Source organism: Mycolicibacterium monacense, from assembly GCF_010731575.1.
In the GTDB taxonomy this organism is placed as follows: Bacteria; Actinomycetota; Actinomycetes; order Mycobacteriales; family Mycobacteriaceae; genus Mycobacterium; species Mycobacterium monacense.
Genome location: NZ_AP022617.1, coordinates 736,132 through 761,987 on the forward strand (window position 1 = coordinate 736,132; position 25,856 = coordinate 761,987).

Annotated in this window: 20 protein-coding genes and 3 rRNA genes; 19 read left to right on the forward strand and 4 right to left on the reverse strand. The window is 65.7% G+C overall.

Translation table 11 applies throughout. The annotated features are described in order from the left end of the window. Positions 1-63 precede the first annotated feature (63 nt). The 14 genes from prfA to G6N49_RS03670 all read left to right on the forward strand — a co-directional run bounded on the left by prfA (position 64) and on the right by G6N49_RS03670 (position 12,611). Positions 64-1,137 carry a peptide chain release factor 1 gene (gene prfA / locus G6N49_RS03605; protein WP_011561267.1) on the forward strand — a complete coding sequence of 358 codons (1,074 nt, stop codon included), beginning with the start codon at positions 64-66 and terminating at the stop codon, positions 1,135-1,137. Next, the gene (prmC, locus tag G6N49_RS03610; RefSeq protein ID WP_059090010.1) at positions 1,134-2,045 is read left to right on the forward strand and encodes a peptide chain release factor N(5)-glutamine methyltransferase; all 912 of its coding nucleotides are present in this window, start codon (positions 1,134-1,136) and stop codon (positions 2,043-2,045) included. Before prfA ends, prmC begins: the two co-directional genes overlap by 4 nt. Next, entirely contained in the window at positions 2,042-2,698 is a 657-nt protein-coding gene (locus G6N49_RS03615) for an L-threonylcarbamoyladenylate synthase (protein ID WP_011561265.1), read from the forward strand. Before prmC ends, G6N49_RS03615 begins: the two co-directional genes overlap by 4 nt. Before the next feature lie 31 nt (positions 2,699-2,729). Next, on the forward strand, positions 2,730-3,908 hold the full coding sequence (locus G6N49_RS03620) for a glycosyltransferase family 4 protein (protein WP_049771623.1): 1,179 nt from the start codon (positions 2,730-2,732) through the stop codon (positions 3,906-3,908). Positions 3,909-4,157: 249 nt separating this feature from the next. Continuing rightward, entirely contained in the window at positions 4,158-4,604 is a 447-nt protein-coding gene (locus tag G6N49_RS03625; protein ID WP_011561263.1) for an ATP synthase subunit I, read from the forward strand. Further along, positions 4,601-5,356 carry a F0F1 ATP synthase subunit A gene (gene atpB / locus G6N49_RS03630; protein ID WP_011561262.1) on the forward strand — a complete coding sequence of 252 codons (756 nt, stop codon included), beginning with the start codon at positions 4,601-4,603 and terminating at the stop codon, positions 5,354-5,356. Before G6N49_RS03625 ends, atpB begins: the two co-directional genes overlap by 4 nt. Positions 5,357-5,444: 88 nt before the next feature. After that, positions 5,445-5,690: a F0F1 ATP synthase subunit C gene (locus tag G6N49_RS03635; protein ID WP_011561261.1), complete on the forward strand. Its 246-nt coding sequence runs from the start codon at positions 5,445-5,447 to the stop codon at positions 5,688-5,690. A gap of 20 nt (positions 5,691-5,710) precedes the next feature. Next, positions 5,711-6,220 carry a F0F1 ATP synthase subunit B gene (locus G6N49_RS03640; protein ID WP_011561260.1) on the forward strand — a complete coding sequence of 170 codons (510 nt, stop codon included), beginning with the start codon at positions 5,711-5,713 and terminating at the stop codon, positions 6,218-6,220. A gap of 3 nt (positions 6,221-6,223) precedes the next feature. Then, a complete protein-coding gene (locus G6N49_RS03645) occupies positions 6,224-7,555 on the forward strand; it encodes a F0F1 ATP synthase subunit B/delta (RefSeq protein ID WP_083045387.1) in 1,332 nt (443 codons plus the stop codon). Between the two features lie 45 nt (positions 7,556-7,600). After that, positions 7,601-9,247, forward strand: coding sequence for a F0F1 ATP synthase subunit alpha (gene atpA, locus G6N49_RS03650; protein WP_011561258.1), 1,647 nt, complete (start codon positions 7,601-7,603; stop codon positions 9,245-9,247). Between the two features lie 14 nt (positions 9,248-9,261). Then, positions 9,262-10,191: a F0F1 ATP synthase subunit gamma gene (locus G6N49_RS03655; RefSeq protein ID WP_011561257.1), complete on the forward strand. Its 930-nt coding sequence runs from the start codon at positions 9,262-9,264 to the stop codon at positions 10,189-10,191. Positions 10,192-10,234: 43 nt separating this feature from the next. Beyond that, positions 10,235-11,788: a F0F1 ATP synthase subunit beta gene (gene atpD, locus G6N49_RS03660; RefSeq protein WP_011856334.1), complete on the forward strand. Its 1,554-nt coding sequence runs from the start codon at positions 10,235-10,237 to the stop codon at positions 11,786-11,788. A gap of 2 nt (positions 11,789-11,790) precedes the next feature. Beyond that, a complete protein-coding gene (locus tag G6N49_RS03665) occupies positions 11,791-12,156 on the forward strand; it encodes a F0F1 ATP synthase subunit epsilon (protein WP_011561255.1) in 366 nt (121 codons plus the stop codon). Positions 12,157-12,164: 8 nt separating this feature from the next. Further along, a complete protein-coding gene (locus G6N49_RS03670; protein WP_011561254.1) occupies positions 12,165-12,611 on the forward strand; it encodes a DUF2550 domain-containing protein in 447 nt (148 codons plus the stop codon). On the opposite strand, the gene G6N49_RS03675 is transcribed toward G6N49_RS03670, so the two are convergent. Further along, the gene (locus tag G6N49_RS03675) at positions 12,605-13,177 is read right to left on the reverse strand and encodes a cob(I)yrinic acid a,c-diamide adenosyltransferase (RefSeq protein WP_011856333.1); all 573 of its coding nucleotides are present in this window, start codon (positions 13,175-13,177) and stop codon (positions 12,605-12,607) included. The genes G6N49_RS03670 and G6N49_RS03675 overlap by 7 nt on opposite strands. Positions 13,178-13,276: 99 nt before the next feature. On the opposite strand from G6N49_RS03675, the gene murA reads away from it, so the two are divergent. The 4 genes from murA (at position 13,277) to rrf (ending at position 20,199) form a co-directional block, all read left to right on the forward strand. Next, on the forward strand, positions 13,277-14,530 hold the full coding sequence (gene murA / locus G6N49_RS03680; RefSeq protein WP_011561252.1) for a UDP-N-acetylglucosamine 1-carboxyvinyltransferase: 1,254 nt from the start codon (positions 13,277-13,279) through the stop codon (positions 14,528-14,530). 347 nt (positions 14,531-14,877) lie between these two features. After that, positions 14,878-16,397 (forward strand): 16S ribosomal RNA (locus tag G6N49_RS03685). A 427-nt stretch (positions 16,398-16,824) separates the two neighbouring features. Further along, positions 16,825-19,948 (forward strand): 23S ribosomal RNA (locus tag G6N49_RS03690). 136 nt (positions 19,949-20,084) lie between these two features. Continuing rightward, positions 20,085-20,199: ribosomal RNA gene (gene rrf / locus G6N49_RS03695) — 5S ribosomal RNA — on the forward strand. The 16S, 23S and 5S rRNA genes sit together here, the layout of an rRNA operon. 88 nt (positions 20,200-20,287) lie before the next feature. On the opposite strand, the gene G6N49_RS03700 is transcribed toward rrf, so the two are convergent. Then, positions 20,288-20,788: a methylated-DNA--[protein]-cysteine S-methyltransferase gene (locus G6N49_RS03700; protein ID WP_011856332.1), complete on the reverse strand. Its 501-nt coding sequence runs from the start codon at positions 20,786-20,788 to the stop codon at positions 20,288-20,290. Then, positions 20,785-22,275, reverse strand: a complete 1,491-nt coding sequence (locus G6N49_RS03705) for a DNA-3-methyladenine glycosylase 2 family protein (RefSeq protein ID WP_011856331.1) — start codon at positions 22,273-22,275, stop codon at positions 20,785-20,787. Before G6N49_RS03705 ends, G6N49_RS03700 begins: the two co-directional genes overlap by 4 nt. Positions 22,276-22,373: 98 nt before the next feature. On the opposite strand from G6N49_RS03705, the gene G6N49_RS03710 reads away from it, so the two are divergent. Further along, entirely contained in the window at positions 22,374-24,191 is a 1,818-nt protein-coding gene (locus G6N49_RS03710) for a fatty acyl-AMP ligase (RefSeq protein WP_011856330.1), read from the forward strand. On the opposite strand, the gene G6N49_RS03715 is transcribed toward G6N49_RS03710, so the two are convergent. Next, positions 24,188-25,810: an adenylate/guanylate cyclase domain-containing protein gene (locus G6N49_RS03715; RefSeq protein ID WP_011561248.1), complete on the reverse strand. Its 1,623-nt coding sequence runs from the start codon at positions 25,808-25,810 to the stop codon at positions 24,188-24,190. The two genes, G6N49_RS03710 and G6N49_RS03715, sit on opposite strands and share 4 nt — an antisense overlap. Positions 25,811-25,856 lie beyond the last annotated feature (46 nt).

Genomic DNA, 25,856 nt, shown 5'->3' on the forward strand with positions numbered 1-25,856 from the left:
CGCCTCGCGCGCAGGCCGGGCGTCGGTTTGCGTTCGGGGAAGTCTTCGGGGAAGGAGGTCGCCATGAGTGCTCCCACCACAGCGATTGACGCGTTGCTCGCCGAGCACGCCGACCTGGAGCGTCAGCTCGCCGACCCCGCGCTGCACGCCGACGCCGGCAAGGCGCGCAAGGCCGGTCGCCGGTTCGCGCAGCTGGCGCCGATCGTCGCCACGTACCGAAAACTCGAAGCCGCCCGCGGTGACCTCGAGGCGGCCCGTGAGCTCGGCGCCGACGATGCGTCGTTCGCCGCCGAGGTGCCCGAACTCGAGGCCACCGTCGACCAACTCGAGACCCAGCTGTCGGATCTGCTGGCGCCGCGTGATCCGCACGACGCCGACGACATCGTGCTCGAGGTGAAGTCGGGGGAGGGCGGCGAGGAGTCGGCCCTGTTCGCCGCCGACCTCGCGCGGATGTACATCCGGTACGCCGAACGGCACGGCTGGTCGGTCACGATCCTCGACGAGACGACGTCCGACCTCGGTGGATACAAGGACGCAACGCTCTCGATCCGCAGCAAGGGCGACTCGGCCGACGGGGTGTGGTCGCGGCTGAAGTTCGAAGGCGGCGTGCACCGCGTGCAACGGGTGCCGGTCACCGAATCGCAGGGCCGCGTCCACACGTCGGCGGCCGGCGTGCTCGTCTACCCCGAACCCGAAGAGGTCGAACAGGTCCAGATCGACGAGTCCGACCTGCGCATCGACGTCTACCGGTCCTCGGGTAAGGGCGGTCAGGGCGTCAACACCACCGACTCGGCCGTGCGGATCACCCACCTGCCGACCGGCATCGTCGTCACCTGCCAGAACGAACGCTCTCAGCTGCAGAACAAGGCGCGTGCCATGCAGGTGCTCGCCGCCCGGTTGCAGTCGCTCGCCGAGGAGCAGGCCTCGGCCGATGCGTCGGCCGACCGCGCCAGCCAGATCCGCACCGTCGACCGCAGCGAGCGGATCCGTACGTACAACTTCCCGGAGAACCGGATCGCCGACCACCGCATCAACTTCAAGGCGCACAACCTCGACCAGGTGCTCGACGGCGATCTCGACCCGCTGTTCGACGCGCTGGCGGCCGCCGACAAACAGGCGCGACTGCAGAGCTCATGACCCGGGCGCCGGCGTCATCGCTGCGCCAGGTCATCGACGAGGCCGCGGCGGTGCTGGCCGCGGCCGGGGTCGCCTCGGCTCGGGTGGACGCGGAACTGCTGGCCGCGCACGCGGCGGGCACCGACCGCGGGCGACTGATGTTCGCCGACCTCCCGCCGGACTTCGGCATCCGCTTCGCCGACCTCGTGTCGGCCCGCGCGAAGCGCATCCCGCTGCAGCACCTCACCGGCACGGCGGCGTTCGGGCCGGTGCAGGTCAGCGTCGGTCCGGGGGTCTTCATCCCGCGCCCGGAGACCGAGGCGCTCTTCGAATGGGTTGTCCGCCAGGCACTTCCGGACGAGCCGCTGATCGTCGACCTGTGCACCGGCTCGGGAGCGCTGGCGTTGGCGATCGCGACCGCGTTGCCGAAGGCGCGGGTGATCGCCGTCGAGAACTCCGCCGACGCGCTCGGCTACGCCCGCCGCAACCTCGCAGGCAGCGACGTGGAACTGCTCGACGCCGACGTCACCGCGGCCGACCTGCGCCCGGACCTCGACGGTGCCGTCGACCTCGTCGTCGCCAACCCGCCCTACATCCCCGAGGGGGCCGCCCTCGACCCCGAGGTCGCCGAACACGATCCGCCCCAGGCGCTGTTCGGCGGACCCGACGGCATGGTGGTGATCGACGCGATCGTCGGCCTCGCGCAGCGCTGGCTGCGGTCCGGCGGCCGCGTCGCGGTCGAACACGACGACACCACCTCGGAACTCACGGCGGCGGCCTTCCGCCGCACCGGCACTGTTTTCGAGGACGCTGCTCTCGGGGACGCTGTTTTCGACGGCGTGACCACCCACACCGACCTGACCGGCCGCCCGCGCTTCGTCACCGCCCGGCGTCGACCGGCCACCACTGCCACCCCGGAGGCGCGATGACCCAACTGTTCGACTGCACCGACCCCGACAACCGGGCGACCGGTATCGCGGCCGCCGTCAGCGCGCTCAAAGACGGCGGGCTGGTGGTGTTGCCCACCGACACCGTCTACGGCATCGGCGCCGACGCGTTCAACAACGAGGCCGTCGCCGCACTGCTGGCCGCCAAGGGCCGCGGCCGGGACATGCCGGTGCCGGTGCTGGTCGGCTCGTGGCACACCATCGAGGGCCTCGTCTACACGGTGCCGCACACCGCGCGGGAACTGATCCGCGCGTTCTGGCCGGGCGCGCTGAGCCTGGTGGTGCGGCAGGCGCCCTCGCTGCCCTGGGATCTCGGCGATGCGCACGGCACGGTGATGCTGCGGATGCCGCTGCACCCGGTCGCAATCGAGCTGCTGCGCGAGGTCGGCCCGATGGCCGTGTCGAGCGCCAACATCTCCGGCCGGCCCGCCGCGGTGTCGGCGGCCGACGCGCGCGAGCAGCTCGGCGACCTGGTCGACGTCTATCTCGACGCCGGTCCGTCCGAACAGCAGGCGGCGTCGACGATCGTCGACCTCAGCGGCGCCCACCCACGCATCCTGCGCACCGGGCCCGTCACCGCCGAGGCCGTCGCCGAGGTCCTCGGGGTCAACACCGAAAGCCTGCTCACGCAGTGACCACAGCTGCGTGCAGTAACGTTTCGCGGTGATGGTCGAGTACCTTGCGCTCTCCGATCGCGGCGCGGGCGTGCCGCTGCGCGAGCTCGTCCTCGTCGGCCTGACGGCCGCGATCATCACCTACTTCGCCACCGGGTGGGTCCGTGTCCTCGCCACGCGGCTGGGTGCGGTGGCCTACCCGCGTGAGCGCGACGTGCATGTGGAGCCCACTCCGCGGATGGGCGGGCTGGCGATGTACGTCGGCGTCGCCGCGGCGGTACTGCTGGCCTCCCAACTGCCCGCGCTCACCCGCGGTTTCGTCTACTCCACCGGTATGCCCGCGGTCGTGGTCGCCGGCGGGCTCATCATGGCGATCGGGCTGATCGACGACCGGTGGGGACTCGACGCGCTCACCAAGTTCGCCGGCCAGCTCACCGCGGCCAGCGTGATGGTCACCATGGGGGTGGCGTGGAGCGTGCTGTACATCCCCATCGGCGGCGTCGGCACCATCGTGCTCGACCAGGTCGCCTCGATCCTGCTGACGCTGGCGCTCACGGTGGCGATCGTGAACGCGATGAACTTCGTCGACGGACTCGACGGACTCGCGGCCGGGCTGGGGTTGATCACGGCGCTGGCCATCTGCCTGTTCTCCGTCGGGCTGTTGCGTGATCACGGCGGCGATGTGCTGTTCTACCCGCCCGCGGTCATCTCGGTGGTGCTCGCCGGGGCCTGTCTTGGCTTTCTGCCGCACAACTTCCACAAGGCCAGGATCTTCATGGGGGACTCGGGGTCGATGCTGATCGGCCTCATGCTGGCCGCGGCCTCGACCACGGCGGCCGGGCCCATTTCCCAGACGGCGTACGGCGCCCGCGACGTGTTCGCGTTGCTGTCGCCCTTCCTGCTGGTCGTCGCCGTCATGTTCGTCCCGGCGCTGGACATGTTGCTGGCGATCATCCGGCGCACCCGCGCGGGCCTCAGCCCGTTCAGCCCCGACAAGATGCATCTGCACCACCGGTTGCTGGAGATCGGCCACTCCCACCGCCGCGTGGTGCTGCTGATCTACATGTGGGTCGGCATCGTCGCCCTCGGTGCGGCGAGCACCATATTCTTCGATCCCCGGCACACCGGAATGGTCATGCTCGGCGCGACCGCGGTGGCCGTCGTGGTGACCCTCGTTCCACTGGTCCGGCGCCGAGAAGTGGCAGCGGAGAGCGTGTACGACGAAAAGTAGTAGGCCCCGTTTAGGGCTGCCTACCATGTGGTAACGTGCTGCTAGAACCCAGCCAGGGCAAGTTTCACACCTCGCGGGTTGCCGGCCACCGGCCCGTCGGATTCGCACCGATTCGGGCCGTTTCAGACCGACAAAAAGGGAGTACCCCTTGGGTGATTCCAGCGAGCCCGTAGCCCTCCGATACGCTCGGCAGGTTACTCACAGGAATCAGACCGGGTGCCCCCACGAACCGCGGATCGAGGTGAAGCAGTGACGACGCCAGCGCAGGACGCGCCGTTGGTGTTGCCGGCAGTGGCCTTCCGGCCTGTCCGTCTGCTCGTCATCTGTGTTGCTCTGGCCGCCGTCGCGGCCGTCGCCGCGGCACTGCTCGGCGTCCCGATGGTGGGTCTGTTCTTCGCGATCGGCCTCGGACTCGGTCTGGCCAACGCCGTGATGATCCAGCGTTCGGTCGAGTCGATCACCTCGAAGGACCATCCCCTCAAACGCAACATGGCCCTGAACTCGGCCACCCGACTGCTGATCATGACCGTGATCGGCCTGACCATCGCCTACGTCTTCAAGCCCCAGGGGCTCGGCGTGGTGTTCGGCATGGCGCTGTTCCAGGTGATCCTGGTGGCGTCCACGACTTTGCCGGTGGTCAAGAAACTCAAAGCCCAGGCCGCTGACGGACTCGAAGGAGAGACTCCACAGCAATGACGCAGACGTTCCTCGCCGCCGAGAGCGGTATTCAGGTCGGCCACCACACGGAGGCCAACTGGTTCGGGCTGACGGTCAACACCGACACGATCCTGTCCACCGCGATCGCGGCCGCGATCGTGCTCGGGCTGGCGTTCTTCCTGCGCGCCAAGGTGACGTCGACCGGGGTGCCCAACGGCGTTCAGCTGTTCTGGGAAGCGCTGACGGTGCAGATGCGCAATCAGATCGAGAGCGCCATCGGGATGCGGGTGGCCGGTTTCGTGCTCCCGCTGGCCGTCACGCTGTTCGCGTTCATCCTGATCGCCAACTGGCTGTCGGTGCTGCCCGTCCAGTACTCCGACGAGACCGGCATCCACGAGCTGCTCAAGCCGGCGGCCTCGGACATCAACTTCGTGCTGGCGCTGGCGCTGTTTGTGTTCATCGCCTACCACGCCGCCGGGTTCTGGCGCCGTGGCCTGCTCGGCCACCCGAAGAAGCTGCTGAAGGGCCACGTCGCGATCCTCGCCCCGATCAACCTGGTCGAGGAACTGGCCAAGCCGATCTCGCTGTCACTGCGACTCTTCGGCAACATCTTCGCCGGCGGCATCCTGGTCGCCCTGATCGCGCTGTTCCCGCCGTGGATCATGTGGGCGCCTAACGCGATCTGGAAGAGCTTCGACCTCTTCGTCGGCGCGATCCAGGCGTTCATCTTCGCGCTGCTGACCATCCTGTACTTCAGCCAGTCGATGGAGCTCGACGACCACCACGACTGACCGGACATCTGACCAGCACGACCCGCTCGAATCCAACGCTCGACCCACGTCCTGGTAGGCGACTACCAGATATCAAGGAGGATAAGGAATGGATCCCACAATCGCTGCCGGCGCGCTCATCGGCGGTGGACTCATCATGGCCGGCGGTGCGATCGGTGCCGGTATCGGTGACGGTATCGCCGGTAACGCGCTGATCGCCGGTATCGCCCGCCAGCCGGAGGCCCAGGGTCGCCTGTTCACGCCGTTCTTCATCACGGTCGGTCTGGTGGAGGCCGCGTACTTCATCAACCTGGCGTTCATGGCGCTGTTCGTCTTCGCAACCCCGGTCGCTTAGTCAGTTTGGAATCTTCAGTCATGGGTGACCTGAGCACGACCATCTTGGCCGCGGAAGAAGGCGGGGGCGGTAACTTCCTCGTCCCCAACGGCACCTTCTTCTTCGTGCTGCTCATCTTCCTGATCGTGTTGGGCGTCATCGCCAAGTGGGTGGTGCCCCCGATCAGCAAGGTGCTGCAAGAGCGCGAAGCAATGGTCACCAAGACGGTTGAGGACAACCGCAAGGCGGCCGATCTGTTCGCCGCCGCACAGGGCGACTCCCAGCAGGTGATGGCCAAGGCGCGTCGTGAGGCCTCGGGCATCCGGGACGAGGCCCGCGGCGAGGGTCGCAAGATCCTCGAGGACATGCGATCCCGCGCCAGCGCGGAGTCGGCGGCCACTCTGCAGAAGACCAACGAAGAGCTGTCCCGTCAGGGCCAGCAGACCGCGGCCGAACTGCAGTCGTCGATCGAGACGTTGTCGGCCACCCTGGCCAGCCGCGTCCTCGGGGTCGACATCTCCAGCGCCGCCGCGACGAGCCAGGGACGGTAGCGCATGTCGACATTCATCGGGCAGCTCGTCGGGTTCGCGGTCATCGTGTTCCTGCTCGTGCGTTTCGTGGTGCCGCCGGTGCGGCGCATGATGACCGCGCAGCAGGAGACGGTGCGCCGTCAGCTCGAGGAGAGCTCGACCGCGGCGAACAAGGTGGCGCAGGCGGATCAGCAGCACGCCAAGGCGGTCGAAGAGGCCAAGGCCGATGCCAGGCGGGTGGTCGAAGAGGCCCGTTCGGACGCGGAGAAGATCGCCGAGCAGATGCGTGCACAGGCCGACGCCGAGGTCGAGCGCATCAAGGTGCAGGGGCAGGCGCAGGTGCAGCTGCTGCGCCAGCAGCTGATCCGCGAACTCCGTTCGCACCTCGGCACCGAGTCGGTGGCCCGGGCCCGCGAACTGGTCCGCGATCACGTCTCCGACGACGACAACCGGTCGGCGACCGTGGACCGATTCCTCGACGAACTCGACGCCATGGCGCCCTCGGACGCCACGCTCGACGACGCCGTGGGATCCCGGATGCGCTCGACCAGCCGGGAGTCACTCAAGGCGCTGGTGTCGCGGTTCGACGAGCTGACCGCCGACGTCGACGCCGACGGTCTGACCTCACTCGGTGACGAGCTCGCCGCCGTGGCGAAGCTGCTCAAGACCGAACCGGTCCTGGGCAAGCACTTCGGTGAACCCACCGAGGACGGCGAGGGGAAGGCGAACCTCGCGGAAGCGGTGCTGTCGGGCAAGATCTCCGACACCGCGCTCGAGGTCGTCAAAGCCGCAGTGGCCCAACGGTGGTCAGACGAATCCGATCTGGACTACGCCGTCCGGCACACCGCGCGGCTGGCACTGCTGGTGCGTGCGGAGCGCAACGACGAGACCAGTGAGGTCGAGGACCAGCTGTTCCGGTTCAGCCGGATCCTGGACTCCGAGTCGCGGCTGAGCGGGGTGCTCAGCGACTACACCACCCCCGTCGACGGCCGGATCGGACTGCTGGACCGGCTGCTCGGCGACCGGGCGGGCGAGACCACCAGGGCGCTGTTGGCCCAGACGGTCGAGCTCCTGCGCGGCGAACGCGCCGACGAGGCGGTTCGCGAACTGGCCGAGCTCGCGGTGGCGCGGCGCGGCGAGGTCGTGGCGCACGTCAACGCCGCGGCGGAGCTCAGCGATGCACAGCGCACCCGGCTCGCCGAGGTGCTCGGCCGGATCTACGGTCGCCCGGCATCCCTGCAGCTGCACATCGATCCCGACATGCTCGGCGGCCTCACCATCGCCGTGGGCGACGAGGTGATCGACGGGTCACTGGCTTCGCGGCTGGCTTCGGCTGAAACCCAGCTGCCCGACTAACTCCGAACCCCACCAGACTCAACACAAAGGCAGGAAGACGAACCCATGGCAGAGTTGACTATCTCGGCTGCTGACATCCAAGGGGCGATCGAGGACTACGTCGCCAACTTCGCCACCGACACCGAGCGGGAAGAGATCGGCACCGTCATCGACGCCGGTGACGGTATCGCGCACGTCGAGGGCCTGCCCTCGGTGATGACGCAGGAGCTGCTCGAGTTCCCCGGCGGTGTCCTGGGTGTCGCGCTCAACCTCGACGAGCACAGCATCGGTGCGGTCATCCTCGGTGACTTCGAGAAGATCGAAGAGGGCCAGCAGGTCAAGCGCACCGGCGAGGTGCTGTCGGTGCCGGTGGGTGACGGTTACCTCGGCCGCGTGGTCAACCCGCTCGGTCAGCCGATCGACGGCCGCGGAGAGATCGAGACCACCGATCGTCGTGCGCTCGAGCTGCAGGCGCCCTCGGTGGTGCAGCGCCAGGGCGTGAGCGAGCCGCTGCAGACCGGTATCAAGGCGATCGACTCGCAGACCCCGATCGGCCGCGGCCAGCGCCAGCTGATCATCGGTGACCGCAAGACCGGCAAGACCGCGGTCTGCGTCGACACGATCCTCAACCAGCGGCAGAACTGGGAGACGGGCGACCCGAACCAGCAGGTGCGCTGCGTGTACGTCGCGATCGGCCAGAAGGGCACCACGATCGCCAGCGTGCGCCGCACGCTCGAAGAGGGCGGCGCGATGGACTACACCACCATCGTCGCGGCGCCCGCATCGGATTCGGCCGGCTTCAAATGGCTTGCGCCCTACACCGGTTCGGCGATCGCCCAGCACTGGATGTACGACGGCAAGCACGTCTTGATCGTGTTCGACGATCTGACCAAGCACGCCGAGGCCTACCGCGCGATCTCGCTGCTGCTGCGCCGCCCGCCGGGCCGCGAAGCCTTCCCCGGCGACGTGTTCTACCTGCACTCGCGGTTGCTGGAACGCTGCGCGAAGCTGTCCGACGAACTCGGCGGCGGCTCGATGACCGGATTGCCGCTGATCGAGACGAAGGCCAACGACATCTCGGCCTACATCCCGACCAACGTCATCTCGATCACCGACGGGCAGTGCTTCCTGGAGACCGACCTGTTCAACCAGGGTGTGCGTCCCGCCATCAACGTCGGCGTCTCGGTGTCGCGTGTGGGTGGCGCCGCGCAGATCAAGGCGATGAAAGAGGTGGCGGGCTCACTGCGACTGGATCTGTCCCAGTACCGCGAGCTGGAGTCGTTCGCGGCGTTCGCCTCCGACCTGGATGCGACGTCGAAGGCGCAGCTGGACCGCGGCGCCCGGCTGGTCGAGCTGCTCAAGCAGCCGCAGAACAGCCCGATGCCCGTCGAGGAGCAGGTCGTCGCGATCTTCCTCGGCACCAGGGGTCACCTCGACACGGTGCCGGTCGAGGACGTGCAGCGTTTCGAGCAGGAGCTGCTCGAACACGTCCGTTCGTCCAAGGAGGAGATCTTCACCGAGATCCGCGAGAGCAAGAAGCTCTCCGACGAACTCGAGAAGACGCTGACCGATGTGGTCAACGAGTTCAAGAAGGGCTTCGAGACCACCTCCGGTGAGTCCGTGGTTCCGGACGAGAACGTCGAGGCCATGTCCGAGGACGACGTCGAGAAGGAATCGGTGAAGGTCCGCAAGCCCGCCCCGAAGAAGAAGTAAGGCGCTCATAACCCATGGCTGCCACACTGCGCGAACTGCGCGGCCGCATCCGCTCCGCCGGGTCGATCAAGAAGATCACCAAGGCCCAGGAGATGATCGCGACCTCGCGTATCGCCAAGGCGCAGGCCCGAGTCGAGGCGGCTCGGCCCTACGACCGCGAGATCACCAACATGCTGACCGAACTCGCCACCGCCAGCGCCCTGGACCATCCGCTGCTCGTGCAGCGCGAGAATCCGCGGCGCGCCGGGGTGCTGGTCGTGTCCTCGGACCGCGGGTTGGCCGGTGCGTACAACGCCAACGTGTTCCGCCGGTCCGAAGAGCTGTTCTCGCTCCTGCGCGAAGAGGGCAAGGAGCCCGTCCTGTATGTGGTCGGCCGAAAGGCACTGTCCTACTACAGCTTCCGTAACTGGGACGTGACCGAGTCGTGGAGCGGCTTCTCCGAGCGGCCCGAGTACGAGCACGCTCAGGAGATCGGCGAGACGTTGGTCAAGGCGTTCATGGCCGGCGTCGACGACGAGGGCGATGACGCCGGGGCGGACGGGATACTCGGCCTCGACGAACTGCACATCGTCTTCACCGAGTTCCGGTCGATGCTGTCGCAGTCCGCGATCGCCCGCCGGATCGCGCCGATGGTGGTGGAGTACAGCGAGGAAGACACGAACGAACCGCACACCCTGTTCTCCTTCGAACCGAGTGCCGAGACGCTGTTCGACGCCCTGCTCCCGCGGTACGTGTCGACACGCATCTTCGCCGCGATGCTCGAGGCGGCGGCGTCGGAGTCGGCTTCGCGCCGGCGCGCGATGAAGTCGGCGTCTGACAACGCCGACGACCTGATCAAGGACCTGACGCTGATGGCCAACCGCGAGCGGCAGTCCCAGATCACCCAGGAAATCAGCGAGATCGTCGGTGGCGCGAACGCGCTCGCGGACGCCGCCAAGAAGTAACCGGCCTGAAGCCCAGCGATAGAGCCAGGAAGCGAATAAGAGAATGACTGCTGCCACCGAACAAAAAGAGAAGACCGGCACCGACAACGTCGGCCGCGTCGTGCGGGTCACCGGGCCTGTCGTCGACGTCGAGTTCCCGCGCGGGTCCGTGCCGGAGCTGTTCAACGCACTGCACGCGGAGATCTCCTACAAGGACCTCGCCAAGACGCTGACCCTCGAGGTCGCCCAGCACCTCGGCGACAGCCTGGTGCGCTGCATCTCGATGCAGCCGACCGACGGCCTGGTTCGCGGCGTCGACGTCACCGACACCGGTGCCTCGATCTCGGTGCCCGTCGGCGAGGGCGTCAAGGGCCACGTGTTCAACGCCCTGGGTGCCTGCCTCGACGACCCCGGCTACGGCAAGGACTTCGAGAAGTGGTCCATCCACCGCAAGCCGCCGGCCTTCGACGAGCTCGAGCCGCGTACCGAGATGCTCGAGACCGGCCTCAAGGTCGTCGACCTGCTCACCCCCTACGTCCGCGGCGGCAAGATCGCCCTGTTCGGTGGCGCCGGTGTGGGCAAGACCGTGCTCATCCAGGAGATGATCAACCGCATCGCCCGCAACTTCGGCGGCACCTCGGTGTTCGCCGGTGTGGGTGAGCGCACCCGTGAGGGCAACGACCTGTGGGTCGAGCTCGCCGACGCGAACGTGCTCAAGGACACCGCCCTGGTGTTCGGCCAGATGGACGAGCCGCCCGGCACGCGTATGCGCGTCGCCCTGTCGGCGCTGACGATGGCGGAGTACTTCCGCGACGAGAAGCAGCAGGACGTGCTGCTGTTCATCGACAACATCTTCCGGTTCACCCAGGCCGGTTCGGAGGTCTCCACGCTGCTCGGCCGTATGCCGTCGGCGGTGGGCTACCAGCCGACCCTGGCCGACGAGATGGGTGAGCTCCAGGAACGCATCACCTCGACCCGTGGTCGCTCCATCACCTCGATGCAGGCCGTGTACGTGCCCGCCGACGACTACACCGACCCGGCCCCGGCCACCACGTTCGCGCACCTCGACGCGACGACGGAGCTGAGCCGTTCGGTGTTCTCCAAGGGCATCTTCCCGGCGGTGGACCCGCTGGCCTCCAGCTCGACCATCCTCGACCCGTCGGTCGTCGGTGACGAGCACTACCGTGTCGCCCAGGAAGTCATCCGAATCCTGCAGCGCTACAAGGACCTCCAGGACATCATCGCGATCCTCGGTATCGACGAGCTCGCGGAGGAGGACAAGCAGCTCGTGCAGCGCGCGCGCCGCATCGAGCGCTTCCTGAGCCAGAACATGATGGCGGCCGAGCAGTTCACCGGTCAGCCGGGTTCGACCGTTCCGCTCAAGGAGACCATCGAGGCCTTCGACAAGCTGAGCAAGGGCGATTTCGACCACCTGCCCGAGCAGGCGTTCTTCCTCATCGGCGGCCTCGAGGATCTGCAGCGCAAGGCCGAGAGCATGGGCGCCAAGATGGACGACGGCGGCAGCGATGGCGCCCCGCCTCCGAGCGACTCGAAGGACAAGGGCAAGGGCGACTCCAAGGCTGACGACAAGGGCGACGACGCAGACAAGGACGCCTAACGATGGCCGACCTTGACGTAGACATCGTCGCCGTCGAGCGGGAGATCTGGTCGGGTAAGGCGACATTCGTCTTCACCCGCACCACCTCCGGTGAGATCGGCATCCTGCCGCGGCACATCCCGCTGGTGGCTCAGCTCGTCGACGATGCGATGGTGCGCGTCGAACGCGAGGGTGAGGAAGACCTGCGGGTCGCGGTCGGCGGCGGCTTCATGTCCGTGACCGAGTCCGGCGTGATCATCCTCGCCGAGACCGCCGAGCTGGAATCGGAGATCAACGCCGACGAGGCGCGTCGCGACTCCGAGTCCGACGACCCGGCGACGGCCGCCCGGGGCCGCGCGCGACTGCGCGCGCTGGGCCAGATCGACTAGCGGTACCGATGAGCGCGCCCATGTGGAGCATGGTCGCGCTCATCGGCGTGCTGCTGCTTGTCGTCATCGCGCTGACCTACCGCCTGTGGAAGCTGCGCCAGGTCGGCGGTACTGCGGCGATCCTGCGTGACGTGCCCGCAGTCGGCGGTCACGGTTGGCGGCACGGGGTCGTGCGGTACCGCGGCGGCGAAGCCAGCTTCTACCGGCTGTCCAGCCTGCGCTGGTGGCCCGATCGCCGGCTTAGCCGGCGGGGTCTGGAGATCGTGTCCCGGCGCAGTCCGCGCGGCGACGAATTCGACATCATGACCCACGAGATCGTCGTGCTCGAACTGCGCGACACCAGCCCCGAGCGTCGGCGCGGTTACGAGATCGCGCTCGATCGGGGAGCGCTCACCGCATTCCTGTCGTGGCTCGAATCGCGGCCGTCGCCGCGCGCCCGGCGCCGCAGTTACTGATCGGTGCCGGGTTTCCAGAGCACGTCGCCGTCGGGATTGGCCGCGCGCGACAGGATGAACAGCAGATCCGACAGCCGGTTGAGGTATTTCGCGGGCAGGACGCTGATGGTGTCGCCGTGCGCGTCCACCGCCTCCCACGCCGACCGCTCGGCACGCCGCGCCACCGTGCGCGCGACGTGCAACTGCGCCGACAACGGTGTCCCGCCCGGCAGGACGAACGAGGTCAGCGCGGGTAGCGGCTCGTTGAACTCGTCGCACCAGGACTCGAGCCGGTCGATGTAGGGCTGCGTGATCCGCAGCGGCGGGTACTCGGGGTTCTCCGCGACCGGGGTGGACAGGTCCGCGCCCGCGTCGAAGAGGTCGTTCTGGACCTGGCGCAGCACGGCCGCGATTCGCGCGGGCGGATCGCCGAGCGCGATCGCGACGCCGATCGCGGCGTTCGTCTCGTCACAGTCGGCGTAGGCGATCAGGCGAGGGTCGTTCTTGCTCACGCGGCTGAAGTCGCTGAGTCCCGTGGTCCCGTCGTCACCGGTGCGGGTGTAGATGCGGGTCAGGTGCACTGCCATGGGTCAAACCGTACTAGGCGCCCGGCAGGTGACCTTTTCGGAAGGCACGGGGACTTTCGGAAACTGACACGGCCGGAGCCGCTGTTTACACTGACCGGCGTGAGCGAGCGATTCGTGGTGACCGGCGGCAACCGGTTATCGGGCGAAGTCGCGGTGGGCGGAGCGAAGAACAGCGTGCTGAAACTGATGGCCGCATCGCTGTTGGCCGAGGGGACGAGCACGATCACGAACTGCCCCGACATCCTCGACGTCCCGCTGATGGCCGAGGTGCTCAGGGGCCTGGGTGCCACGGTGGAGCTCGACGGTGACGTCGTGCGCATCACCTCCCCGGACGAACCGAAGTACGACGCCGACTTCGCCGCGGTGCGCCAGTTCCGGGCGTCGGTCTGCGTGCTCGGCCCGTTGGTCGGGCGGTGCAAGCGGGCCCGGGTGGCGTTGCCCGGCGGCGATGCGATCGGATCGCGCCCGCTGGACATGCACCAGGCCGGTCTGCGCCAGCTCGGTGCGCGCTGCAACATCGAGCACGGCTGCGTGGTCGCCGAGGCCGACGAACTGCACGGCGCGGAGATCCAGCTGGAGTTCCCGTCGGTCGGGGCGACCGAGAACATCCTGATGGCCGCGGTGCTGGCCAAAGGGGTGACGACGATCCACAACGCCGCCAGGGAACCGGACGTCGTCGACCTGTGCGCGATGCTCAACCAGATGGGCGCCCAGGTCGTGGGCGCCGGATCGTCGACGTTGACGATCACCGGCGTGGACCGGCTCTATCCGACCGAACACCGGGTGATCGGGGACCGGATCGTCGCCGCGACGTGGGGGATTGCCGCGGCGATGACCCAAGGGGACATCTCGGTGACCGGCGTCGACCCACAGCATTTGCAGTTGGTCCTGCACAAACTGCACGACGCGGGGGCGACCGTCACCCAGGACGACAACGGGTTCCGGGTCGTGCAGTACGAACGGCCGAAGGCGGTCAACGTCGCGACCCTGCCGTTCCCCGGATTCCCGACCGATCTGCAACCGATGGCCATCGGGCTCGCGTCGATCGCCGACGGCACGTCGATGATCACGGAGAACGTCTTCGAGGCCAGATTCCGCTTCGTCGAGGAGATGATCCGGCTCGGCGCGGATGCCCGCACGGACGGACACCATGCGGTGGTGCGCGGAATCCCGCAGTTGTCGAGTGCCCCGGTGTGGTCATCGGACATACGGGCCGGCGCCGGCCTGGTGCTCGCTGGTCTGGTCGCCGACGGCGACACCGAGGTGCACGACGTGTTCCACATCGACCGCGGCTACCCGCTCTTCGTGGAGAACCTGAAGAGTCTGGGCGCCGAGATCGAGCGCGTGGTGTAGTCGCCGACGGTCTGACGCCGCGGAAATCGCGGTTGTCACGCCTCTGACCAGGCGATTTTGGCTTCGGCGCAACCTGTGCGTAAGCTAACGGACATACCGAAGGCCCCCGGCCGAAAGGCCCGGGAGGAACCTGGTTGACTTCCTCGAAACAATGCAGTACAGTATCGGGGTTGCCTGCTCAGCGGGTGTGTTGTTTGAGAACTCAATAGTGTGTTTGGTGGTTTTTGTTTGTTGTTTTTGTTTTGGCCGCGCCTCTTTTTCCCGTTTAGGGGTGTGGTTGTTTTTGGATGCCAGTTTTTGGTGTCTTGTTGTTTGATCAGATTTTTCTGAATGGCCTTTTTGGGTTTTGTTTGGAGAGTTTGATTCTGGCTCAGGACGAACGCTGGCGGCGTGCTTAACACATGCAAGTCGAACGGAAAGGCCCTTCGGGGTACTCGAGTGGCGAACGGGTGAGTAACACGTGGGTGATCTGCCCTGCACTTTGGGATAAGCCTGGGAAACTGGGTCTAATACCGAATACACCCTGCTGGTCGCATGGCCTGGTGGGGGAAAGCTTTTGCGGTGTGGGATGGGCCCGCGGCCTATCAGCTTGTTGGTGAGGTTACGGCTCACCAAGGCGACGACGGGTAGCCGGCCTGAGAGGGTGACCGGCCACACTGGGACTGAGATACGGCCCAGACTCCTACGGGAGGCAGCAGTGGGGAATATTGCACAATGGGCGCAAGCCTGATGCAGCGACGCCGCGTGGGGGATGACGGCCTTCGGGTTGTAAACCTCTTTCAGTAGGGACGAAGCGCAAGTGACGGTACCTACAGAAGAAGGACCGGCCAACTACGTGCCAGCAGCCGCGGTAATACGTAGGGTCCGAGCGTTGTCCGGAATTACTGGGCGTAAAGAGCTCGTAGGTGGTTTGTCGCGTTGTTCGTGAAAACCGGGGGCTTAACCCTCGGCGTGCGGGCGATACGGGCAGACTTGAGTACTGCAGGGGAGACTGGAATTCCTGGTGTAGCGGTGGAATGCGCAGATATCAGGAGGAACACCGGTGGCGAAGGCGGGTCTCTGGGCAGTAACTGACGCTGAGGAGCGAAAGCGTGGGGAGCGAACAGGATTAGATACCCTGGTAGTCCACGCCGTAAACGGTGGGTACTAGGTGTGGGTTTCCTTCCTTGGGATCCGTGCCGTAGCTAACGCATTAAGTACCCCGCCTGGGGAGTACGGCCGCAAGGCTAAAACTCAAAGAAATTGACGGGGGCCCGCACAAGCGGCGGAGCATGTGGATTAATTCGATGCAACGCGAAGAACCTTACCTGGGTTTGACATGCACAGGACGCTGGTAGAGATATCAGTTCCCTTGTGGCCTGTGTGCAGGTGGTGCATGGCTGTCGTCAGCTCGTGTCGTGAGATGTTGGGTTAAGTCCCGCAACGAGCGCAACCCTTGTCTCATGTTGCCAGCACGTTATGGTGGGGACTCGTGAGACTGCCGGGGTCAACTCGGAGGAAGGTGGGGATGACGTCAAGTCATCATGCCCCTTATGTCCAGGGCTTCACACATGCTACAATGGCCGGTACAAAGGGCTGCGATGCCGTGAGGTGGAGCGAATCCTTTCAAAGCCGGTCTCAGTTCGGATCGGGGTCTGCAACTCGACCCCGTGAAGTCGGAGTCGCTAGTAATCGCAGATCAGCAACGCTGCGGTGAATACGTTCCCGGGCCTTGTACACACCGCCCGTCACGTCATGAAAGTCGGTAACACCCGAAGCCGGTGGCCTAACCCCTTGTGGGAGGGAGCCGTCGAAGGTGGGATCGGCGATTGGGACGAAGTCGTAACAAGGTAGCCGTACCGGAAGGTGCGGCTGGATCACCTCCTTTCTAAGGAGCACCACGAGACTTGGCCCCGCCCACATCGTGTGGGGTTCGGTGAGTTGAGCGATTCGTGAAGATGGCCTGTCTCTGTAGTGGGGGCGGGTCTGGTGCACAACAAACGTGTGTTGGCCGGAGGGAAACCGGTTGATGCGAAGGATTGCCAGACACACTGTTGGGTCCTGAGGCAACAGGCCCGCGGGCTCACTCCCTTGTGGGGGTGGGTGCCGGCTCTCGAGCGTTGGTTCGGGGGTTTGTGTTGCTGCCCTGCTTTGGTGGTGGGGTGTGGTGTTTGATTTGTGGATAGTGGTTGCGAGCATCTAGATGGCGGCTTGCGCGAATGGGCTCACCCTCTTTTGTGGGGTGGGTGTGTTGGTGTGGGTTGGTCATCTGTTTGTATGCAATTTCTTTTTTTGACTCATTTTTTGGTTTTGTGTTGTAAGTGTTTAAGGGCGCATGGTGGATGCCTTGGCACTGGGAGCCGATGAAGGACGTGGGAGGCTGCGATATGCCTCGGGGAGCTGCCAACCGAGCGTGGATCCGAGGATGTCCGAATGGGGAAACCCGGCACGAGTGATGTCGTGTCACCCGGCACTGAATACATAGGTGTCGGGGGGGAACGCGGGGAAGTGAAACATCTCAGTACCCGTAGGAAGAGAAAACAAAAGTGATTCCGTGAGTAGTGGCGAGCGAAAGCGGAGGATGGCTAAACCGTGCACATGTGATACCCGGCAGGGGTTGTGTGTGCGGTGTTGTGGGTGCATTGTTCTCAGATCTGCCGGTCTGGGCTGCAGTGAGAAAAGCTCGTGTTAGTCGAACTGGTTTGGGATGGCCGACCGTAGAGGGTGAGAGTCCCGTAGGTGAAAACACGTGCTCTGTAGTGATGTGTCCCCGAGTAGCAGCGGGCCCGTGGAATCTGCTGTGAATCTGCCGGGACCACCCGGTAAGCCTGAATACTTCCCAGTGACCGATAGCGGATTAGTACCGTGAGGGAATGGTGAAAAGTACCCCGGGAGGGGAGTGAAAGAGTACCTGAAACCGTGTGCCTACAATCCGTCAGAGCCCTCGACTTGTCGTGGGGTGATGGCGTGCCTTTTGAAGAATGAGCCTGCGAGTCAGGGACATGTCGCGAGGTTAACCCGGGTGGGGTAGCCGTAGCGAAAGCGAGTCTGAATAGGGCGTATCCACACAACAGTGTGTGGTGTAGTGGTGTGTTCTGGACCCGAAGCGGAGTGATCTACCCATGGCCAGGGTGAAGCGACGGTAAGACGTCGTGGAGGCCCGAACCCACTTAGGTTGAAGACTGAGGGGATGAGCTGTGGGTAGGGGTGAAAGGCCAATCAAACTCCGTGATAGCTGGTTCTCCCCGAAATGCATTTAGGTGCAGCGTTGCATGCTTCTTGTTGGAGGTAGAGCTACTGGATGGCCGATGGGCCTCACAAGGTTACTGACGTCAGCCAAACTCCGAATGCCGACAAGTGAGAGTGTGGCAGTGAGACGGCGGGGGATAAGCTCCGTGCGTCGAGAGGGAAACAGCCCAGATCGCCGGCTAAGGCCCCTAAGCGTGTGCTAAGTGGAAAAGGATGTGCAGTCGCGAAGACAACCAGGAGGTTGGCTTAGAAGCAGCCACCCTTGAAAGAGTGCGTAATAGCTCACTGGTCAAGTGATTGTGCGCCGATAATGTAGCGGGGCTCAAGCACACCGCCGAAGCCGCGGCAATCAGATATATGTCTGGTTGGGTAGGGGAGCGTCCTGCATCCGGTGAAGCAGCAGAGTGATCTAGCTGTGGAGGGTGTGGGAGTGAGAATGCAGGCATGAGTAGCGATAAGGCAAGTGAGAACCTTGCCCGCCGAAAGACCAAGGGTTCCTGGGCCAGGCCAGTCCGCCCAGGGTGAGTCGGGACCTAAGGCGAGGCCGACAGGCGTAGTCGATGGACAACGGGTTGATATTCCCGTACCCGTGTGTGAGCGTCCCTGATGAATCAGCGGTACTAACCGCCCAAAACCACGGTCACCGATCCCTTCGGGGTGAGGGATTGTGGGGCTGCGCGGGACCTTCGTTGGTAGTAGTCAAGCGATGGGGTGACGCAGGAAGGTAGCCGTACCAGTCAGTGGTTGTACTGGGGTAAGCCTGTAGGGAGACATCTAGGCAAATCCGGATGTCACATATCCTGAGAGGTGATGCATAGCCGATTGAGGCGAATTCGGTGATCCTATGCTGCCAAGAAAAGCCTCTAGCGAGTGCACACACGGCCCGTACCCCAAACCGACACAGGTGGTCAGGTAGAGAATACCAAGGCGTACGAGTGAACTATGGTTAAGGAACTCGGCAAAATGCCCCCGTAACTTCGGGAGAAGGGGGACCTCCATACCGTCAACCGGTTTACCCGGGGCAGCGGGAGGGGGTGGCACAAACCAGTGAGAAGCGACTGTTTACTAAAAACACAGGTCCGTGCGAAGTCGCAAGACGATGTATACGGACTGACGCCTGCCCGGTGCTGGAAGGTTAAGAGGACCGGTTAACCCTTCGGGGTGAAGCTGAGAATTTAAGCCCCAGTAAACGGCGGTGGTAACTATAACCATCCTAAGGTAGCGAAATTCCTTGTCGGGTAAGTTCCGACCTGCACGAATGGCGTAACGACTTCTCAACTGTCTCAACCATAGACTCGGCGAAATTGCATTACGAGTAAAGATGCTCGTTACGCGCGGCAGGACGAAAAGACCCCGGGACCTTCACTACAACTTGGTATTGGAGTTCGGTTCGGTTTGTGTAGGATAGGTGGGAGACTGTGAAGCGGCCACGCCAGTGGTTGTGGAGTCGTTGTTGAAATACCACTCTGATCGTATTGGGCTTCTAACTTCGAACCGTATATCCGGTTCAGGGACAGTGCCTGGTGGGTAGTTTAACTGGGGCGGTTGCCTCCTAAAATGTAACGGAGGCGCCCAAAGGTTCCCTCAACCTGGACGGCAATCAGGTGTTGAGTGTAAGTGCACAAGGGAGCTTGACTGCGAGACGTACATGTCGAGCAGGGACGAAAGTCGGGACTAGTGATCCGGCACCTCTGAGTGGAAGGGGTGTCGCTCAACGGATAAAAGGTACCCCGGGGATAACAGGCTGATCTTCCCCAAGAGTCCATATCGACGGGATGGTTTGGCACCTCGATGTCGGCTCGTCGCATCCTGGGGCTGGAGCAGGTCCCAAGGGTTGGGCTGTTCGCCCATTAAAGCGGCACGCGAGCTGGGTTTAGAACGTCGTGAGACAGTTCGGTCTCTATCCGCCGCGCGCGTCAGAAGCTTGAGGAAATCTGTCCCTAGTACGAGAGGACCGGGACGGACGAACCTCTGGTACACCAGTTGTCCCACCAGGGGCACCGCTGGATAGCCACGTTCGGACAGGATAACCGCTGAAAGCATCTAAGCGGGAAACCCCCTCCAAGACCAGGCTTCTCACCCATTTAAGTGGGATAAGGCCCCCCGCAGACCACGGGATCGATAGACCAGACCTAGAAGCACAGCAATGTGTGCAGGGAACTGGCACTAACCGGCCGAAAACTTACACACACCCACAAAAGGTGTGCACACAAACGCCTCGCAACCACGCATCCACACCAGAATCGGACACGATTCACACCCCACCACCAAAAACACTTCCCCCACACCACCTGTGGGGGCACTCAGAAACGAGTGAAAATAAAGTTACGGCGGTCCATAGCGGCAGGGAAACGCCCGGTCCCATCCCGAACCCGGAAGCTAAGCCTGCCAGCGCCGATGATACTACCCACCACGGGTGGAAAAGTAGGACACCGCCGAACACCCTTTACACCTCGGCCCTCCGACCACAATCGGAGGGCCGAGGTCTTTTTTGTTTGACGGCCTTTTTATTCAACGGCCCAGTCGGAATCAATCGAATAGTGTCGGAACCGCGGAATGGAATTGCCTTTCCATTCCGAGGAGCATCCGCTTCCGTTCGATTCCGCCGCCATATCCGGTGAGGCTGCCATTCGCGCCGATCACCCGATGGCAGGGCACGATGATGCCGATCGGATTGTGGCCATTCGCCAGTCCGACTGCCCGAAATGCGCCCGGTGCACCGATCTGTCGTGCGATGTCGCCGTACGACCGCGTCTCCCCGTACGGAATGGTCAGCAGCGCTTCCCAGACGCGACGCTGAAACGCCGTTCCGGCCAGGTCGAGCTCGAGTTCGAACGTCGTGAGTTCGCCGGCGAAGTAGGCGCCGAGTTGCGCCACGACGTCACCGAATGTGGTCGGATCGGGCTCCCAACCCTGGCGGCTCGGTTCGTAGGTCTGATCCACCATGCGCAGATGCCTGAGCCGGTCGTCGCGGCCGGCGAGGGTCAACAGACCGACCGGGCTGTCGACGGTACGGAATCGAATCGTCACTGTCGGATCTCCTTCGGGGGCCAGTCGTTGACCGGATGATCGAGCGCCGTCCACAGGTGCTGCGTCGCGTAGGCCCGCCACGGACGCCACCGGGCGCCGTGCGCTGCAAGGGCCCGGGCATCCTCGGCCAGGCCGAGGTGGCGAGCGGCGGTGAGCACGCCCAGATCGGTGACGGGGAAGGCGTCGGGATCGCCGAGTCCGCGCATCGCGATCACCTCCGCAGTCCATGTGCCGATGCCGGGCAGTACGGTGAGTTGTGCCCGTGCCTCGTTCCAGTCACATCCGGGATCGAGTCGCACGTCGCCCGACGCCAGTGCCGCGATGAGCGAGCGCACGGTGGACTGCCGGCTGCGCGGTACGGCCAGATGGGGCGCAGCGATGTCGGCGAGTTCCTCCACGGTGGGAAACACGCGGGTCAGGCCACCGTGTGGATCGCTGATCGGGCGACCGTAGTGGGTGACGAGCCGCGCGGCGTGCGTGCGGGCGGCCTTCAGGGAGACCTGTTGGCCCAGAACCACCCGCACGGCCAGTTCCGCCTCGTCGACAGTGCGCGGGATGCGCTGCCCGGGCGCCTTCGTCACCAACGCGGTGAGGTCCGGGTCGGCGCCGAGTACGTCGACGACGGCCTCCGGGTCGGCGTCGAGGTCCAGCAGGCGCCGGCACCGCGCGATGGCGCTGGACAGGTCCCGAAGGTCCTCGAGGTGCAGCACGCAGTCGACGTGACCGTCGCGGGGGGTGAGGCCGACGATGCCGTGGCCCCGCGAAAGCCGCAGCGTGCGGCGGAAGGCCCCGTCACGGAACTCCTCGACACCCGGTACGGCGCTGGCCGCCAGGTGCCCGAACACCCCTTCGTAGGCGAACGGCCTACGCACCGGCAGGCGCAGTGCCAGCGACCCCGCGCCGGCGGTGGCCGCCCCGAAGCGGCGTCGCGCCCGCTCCCGCATCGCGGTCGGGGTGCACGCGGAGGTGGCGCGCACCGTGTCGTTGAACTGCCGGATGCTCGAGAACCCCGCGGCGAACGCCACATCGGAGAACGGCAGGTCGGTGGTCTCGATCAGCACGCGTGCGGTCTGTGCCCGCTGCGCACGGGCCAACGCCAGCGGATTCGCCCCCACCTCGGCCTGCAGGATGCGCTGCAACTGCCGCGTGGTGTAGCCGAGCCGGCCGGCCAGACCCGTGACACCGTCCCGGTCGACCGTGCCGTCGGCGATCAGGCGCATCGCCCTGGCGGCCACGTCGCCGCGGACGTTCCACTCGGGAGAACCGGGCGACGCGTCGGGCCTGCACCGCTTACAGGCGCGGAATCCCGCCGCCAGAGCGGCCGCGGCGGTCGGATAGAAGCGCACGTTGCGGGCGAACGGCGGCCGGACGGGACAGCTTGGGCGGCAGTAGATCCGCGTCGTCAGCACCGCCGTGACGAACCAACCATCGAACCGCGCGTCCTTGGACTGCACGGCCCGGTAGCAGCGGTCGAAATCGTCGTACATGCTGTCAGACTTACACGCCGCCACCGACACCACCGGCGGAAATCCGACATGGTCGTGCGCCATGCTGCCCGTGCGGCCGCATCCCTAGACTCGAAACCATGAGCGGCGGTACCGGGCAGATGGTTCACGAAGGTCTGCTGAAGATCGAGGACTGCCTCGACGCCGCGGGCAACATCGTGCTCCCGCCGGGCGTCACGTTGATCTCGCTCATCGACCGCAACATCGCCGCTGTCGGCGACGCCGTGGCGTACCGCTACCTCGACCACACCGGCACCGACGAGGTGCGGGTCGCGGAGCTCACCTGGACCGAACTCGGCGTGCGGCTACGCGCGGTCGGTGCGCGGATACAGCAGCTCACCTCCCGCGGCGACCGCGTCGCGATCCTCGCGCCCCAGGGCCTGGACTGGGTCACCGGGTTCTTCGCCGCGATCAAGGCGGGCACCATCGCGGTGCCACTGTTCGCGCCCGAACTGCAGGGCCACGCCGAACGCCTCCGGACCGCGCTCGAGGACGCCCGCCCAACCGTCGTGCTGACCACCTCGGCGGCGGCCGGCGCCGTCGAAGGTTTCCTCGCCGACCTCGTGGGCGTCACGCGTCCGCACGTCGTGCTGATCGACGACATTCCCGACTCCGCGGGGGAGTCGTTCGTGACCACGCCGATCGACGTCGACGACGTCTCGCACCTGCAGTACACCTCCGGCGCGACCCGGCCCCCGGCCGGCGTCGAGATCACCCACCGTGCCGTCGGCACGAACCTCCTGCAGATGATCCTGTCGATCGACCTGCTGGACCGAAACACCCACGGCGTCAGTTGGTTACCGCTGTTCCACGACATGGGGCTGTCGATGATCGGCTTCCCGGCCGTCTACGGCGGGCACTCCACGCTGATGTCGCCGACGGCGTTCCTGCGCCGGCCCCAGCGCTGGATCCGCGCGCTGTCGGAGGGGTCCCGGCAGGGCCGCGTCGTCACCGCCGCGCCGAACTTCGCCTTCGAGTGGACCGCCCAGCGGGGCTTGCCCGACGAAGGTGAGGACATCGATCTGGCCAACGTCGTCCTCATCATCGGATCCGAACCGGTGAGCATGGCGGCCATCGACACCTTCACCGCGGCCTTCGCCGAATACGGGCTGCCGCCGACGGCGGTCAAACCGTCCTACGGCATCGCCGAGGCGACGCTGTTCGTCGCGACGATCGCCCCGGACGCGGAACCGTCGGTGGCGCACTTCGACCGCGCACAACTGGCCGCAGGCCGGGCGGTCCGCGTGGCCGCCGACGCGCAGGACGCGGTGGCCCAGGTGTCGTGCGGTCAGATCGCCCGGAGCCAGTGGGCGGTGATCGTCGACCCCGACTCCGGTGAAGAAATGCCCGACGGATATGTCGGCGAGATCTGGTTGCACGGTGAGAACCTCGGCCGCGGATACTGGGGTCGACCCGACGAGACTCGCGAGACATTCTGCGCCGCACTGACATCGAGGGCGGGAGGTCATGCCGACGGCGTTCCCGACGACGGTCGCTGGCTGCGCACGGGCGACTTGGGCACCTATCTCGACGGCGAGCTCTATGTCACCGGCCGGCTGGCGGACCTCATCGTGATCGACGGGCGCGGGCACTATCCGCAGGACATCGAGGCCACCACAGCGGACGCCTCCCCGCTGGTGCGCCGCGGCCACGCCACCGCGTTCACCGTCTCCGGCGAGCAGTTGGTGATCATCGCCGAGCGCGCATCGGGGACCCGCCGCGCCGACCCGGCGCCTGCCGTCGAGGCGATCCGCGCCGCGGTGCGGCAGCGCCACGGAGTCGAGGTCGCCGACGTGCGTTTCGTCCCCGCCGGCGCCATCCCGCGGACCACCAGCGGCAAGCTGGCCCGACGGGCCTGTCGCGCCGAATACGTCGACGGAACGCTGCGCGCGAACTAGGCGTCAGCCAGCAGCGCCAGCGTCGTCGGCTCGTCGTGGCCGCGCAGGGTCACCGTGTCGCCGAGAGTCCAGTGCGCGCGTTCGGCGTCCGTCGCGGCCTTGACGGTGTCGGAGGACGCGACCAACCGGTTCGGCACCGATTTCGCGAGTTCGCACAGCCGGGCGGCCTCGTTGACCGGTTCGCCGATCACGGTGTACTCGAAACGCTCCTTGGCGCCCACGTTGCCCGCGACCACCTGACCCGCCGCCACCCCGATCCCCGCCTCACAGTCGGGCACCTCGGAGGTGAGCCGCTCGGCGATGGCGCGGGCGGCGGCCAGCGCCTCGGCCGCGGCGTTGTCGAGCGCGACCGGGGCGCCGAACACGGCCAGCACCGCATCGCCTTCGAACTTGTTGACCAGGCCGTGGTGGCGGTCCACCTCGTCGACGATCACGGCGAAGAACCGGTTGAGCAGTTCGACGATCTCCGACGCAGGCCTGCTGGTGACCATCTGCGTCGATCCGATGATGTCGACGAAGATCACCGCGGCGTGGCGTTCCTCGCCGCCCAGCTCGATCTGCTCCTTCTCCGCCGCCAGGGCGACCTCACGGCCGACGTGGCGGCCGAACAGGTCGCGCACCCGTTCGCGTTCGCGCAGCCCCTCCACCATCTTGTTGAAACCCCGTTGCAGCTCACCGAGTTCGGTGCCGTCGAAAACGACCAGCTGACAGTCGAAGTCGCCCCGTTCGACGTTCTTGAGCGCGGCGCGCACCACGCGCACCGGGGTGGCGATGAGCCACGACAGCAGCCACATCAGGATCAACCCGAAGAGCAGCGCGACCACCGCGATGATCATCACGGCGATCCCGAACTGCGTGGCACTCAGATTCTGCATCGAGAGCGAGAACACGGCGAGCAGGAGGATGCCGAGCACGGGCACACCCGAGCTGAGCAGCCAGACCGTCATGGTGCGGCCCATGACCCCCTGTGCGAGCCGGCGTGGTGGGCGGCCGGCTTCGAGCGCCTGGGCGGCGATCGGCCGCAGCGCGAACTCGGTGACGAGGTAGCAGGCGGTGGCCACGACGATTCCGGGGAAGCCCACCGCGAACAAGAACCGGGGGATGAACGCCGAATCCTGCAGGCCGTACAGCAGCGTCAGGAGCGCGGTACCGACGCCCCAGAAGAGCAGCAGCATCCTCGCCACCTGCCACGGCGCCCGGAACACGTTGTACTGGTCGGCGCGGGTGGGTGTGCGCTCCTCGATCGCCCATCGCAACGATCGGACGATGTGCGAGGTGATCCACGCCGTGCCGAACAGCAGCGCGACCAGCATGTACGCGGGGACCACACCCCAGGTCAGCCAGGCCGGCGCGTCGGAGAAGACGCTCGGCACCGGGATGGCGACGGCGTTGAGCAGCAACGACACCCCGATGCCCAGGATGTTCGTGACGAGGATCAAGAAGGTCAGGATGATCTGGATGCGGATGCGCCGGCGCTGCTGGTTCTCCTCCGGCTTGCCCAGCAGCCACGAGCCGTAATGCGGGGTGTCCGGCAGCCGCCCGCTCTGCCTGGTCACCTTCTCCAGGAGCAGGCCCAGGCGTTGTGGAACGCTTTTCTTGGCGGTCGTCGTGGCGTCCATTGTGCCGCCAGCCTAATTTGCGCGGGTCCGCAGACCCTAATGTTGT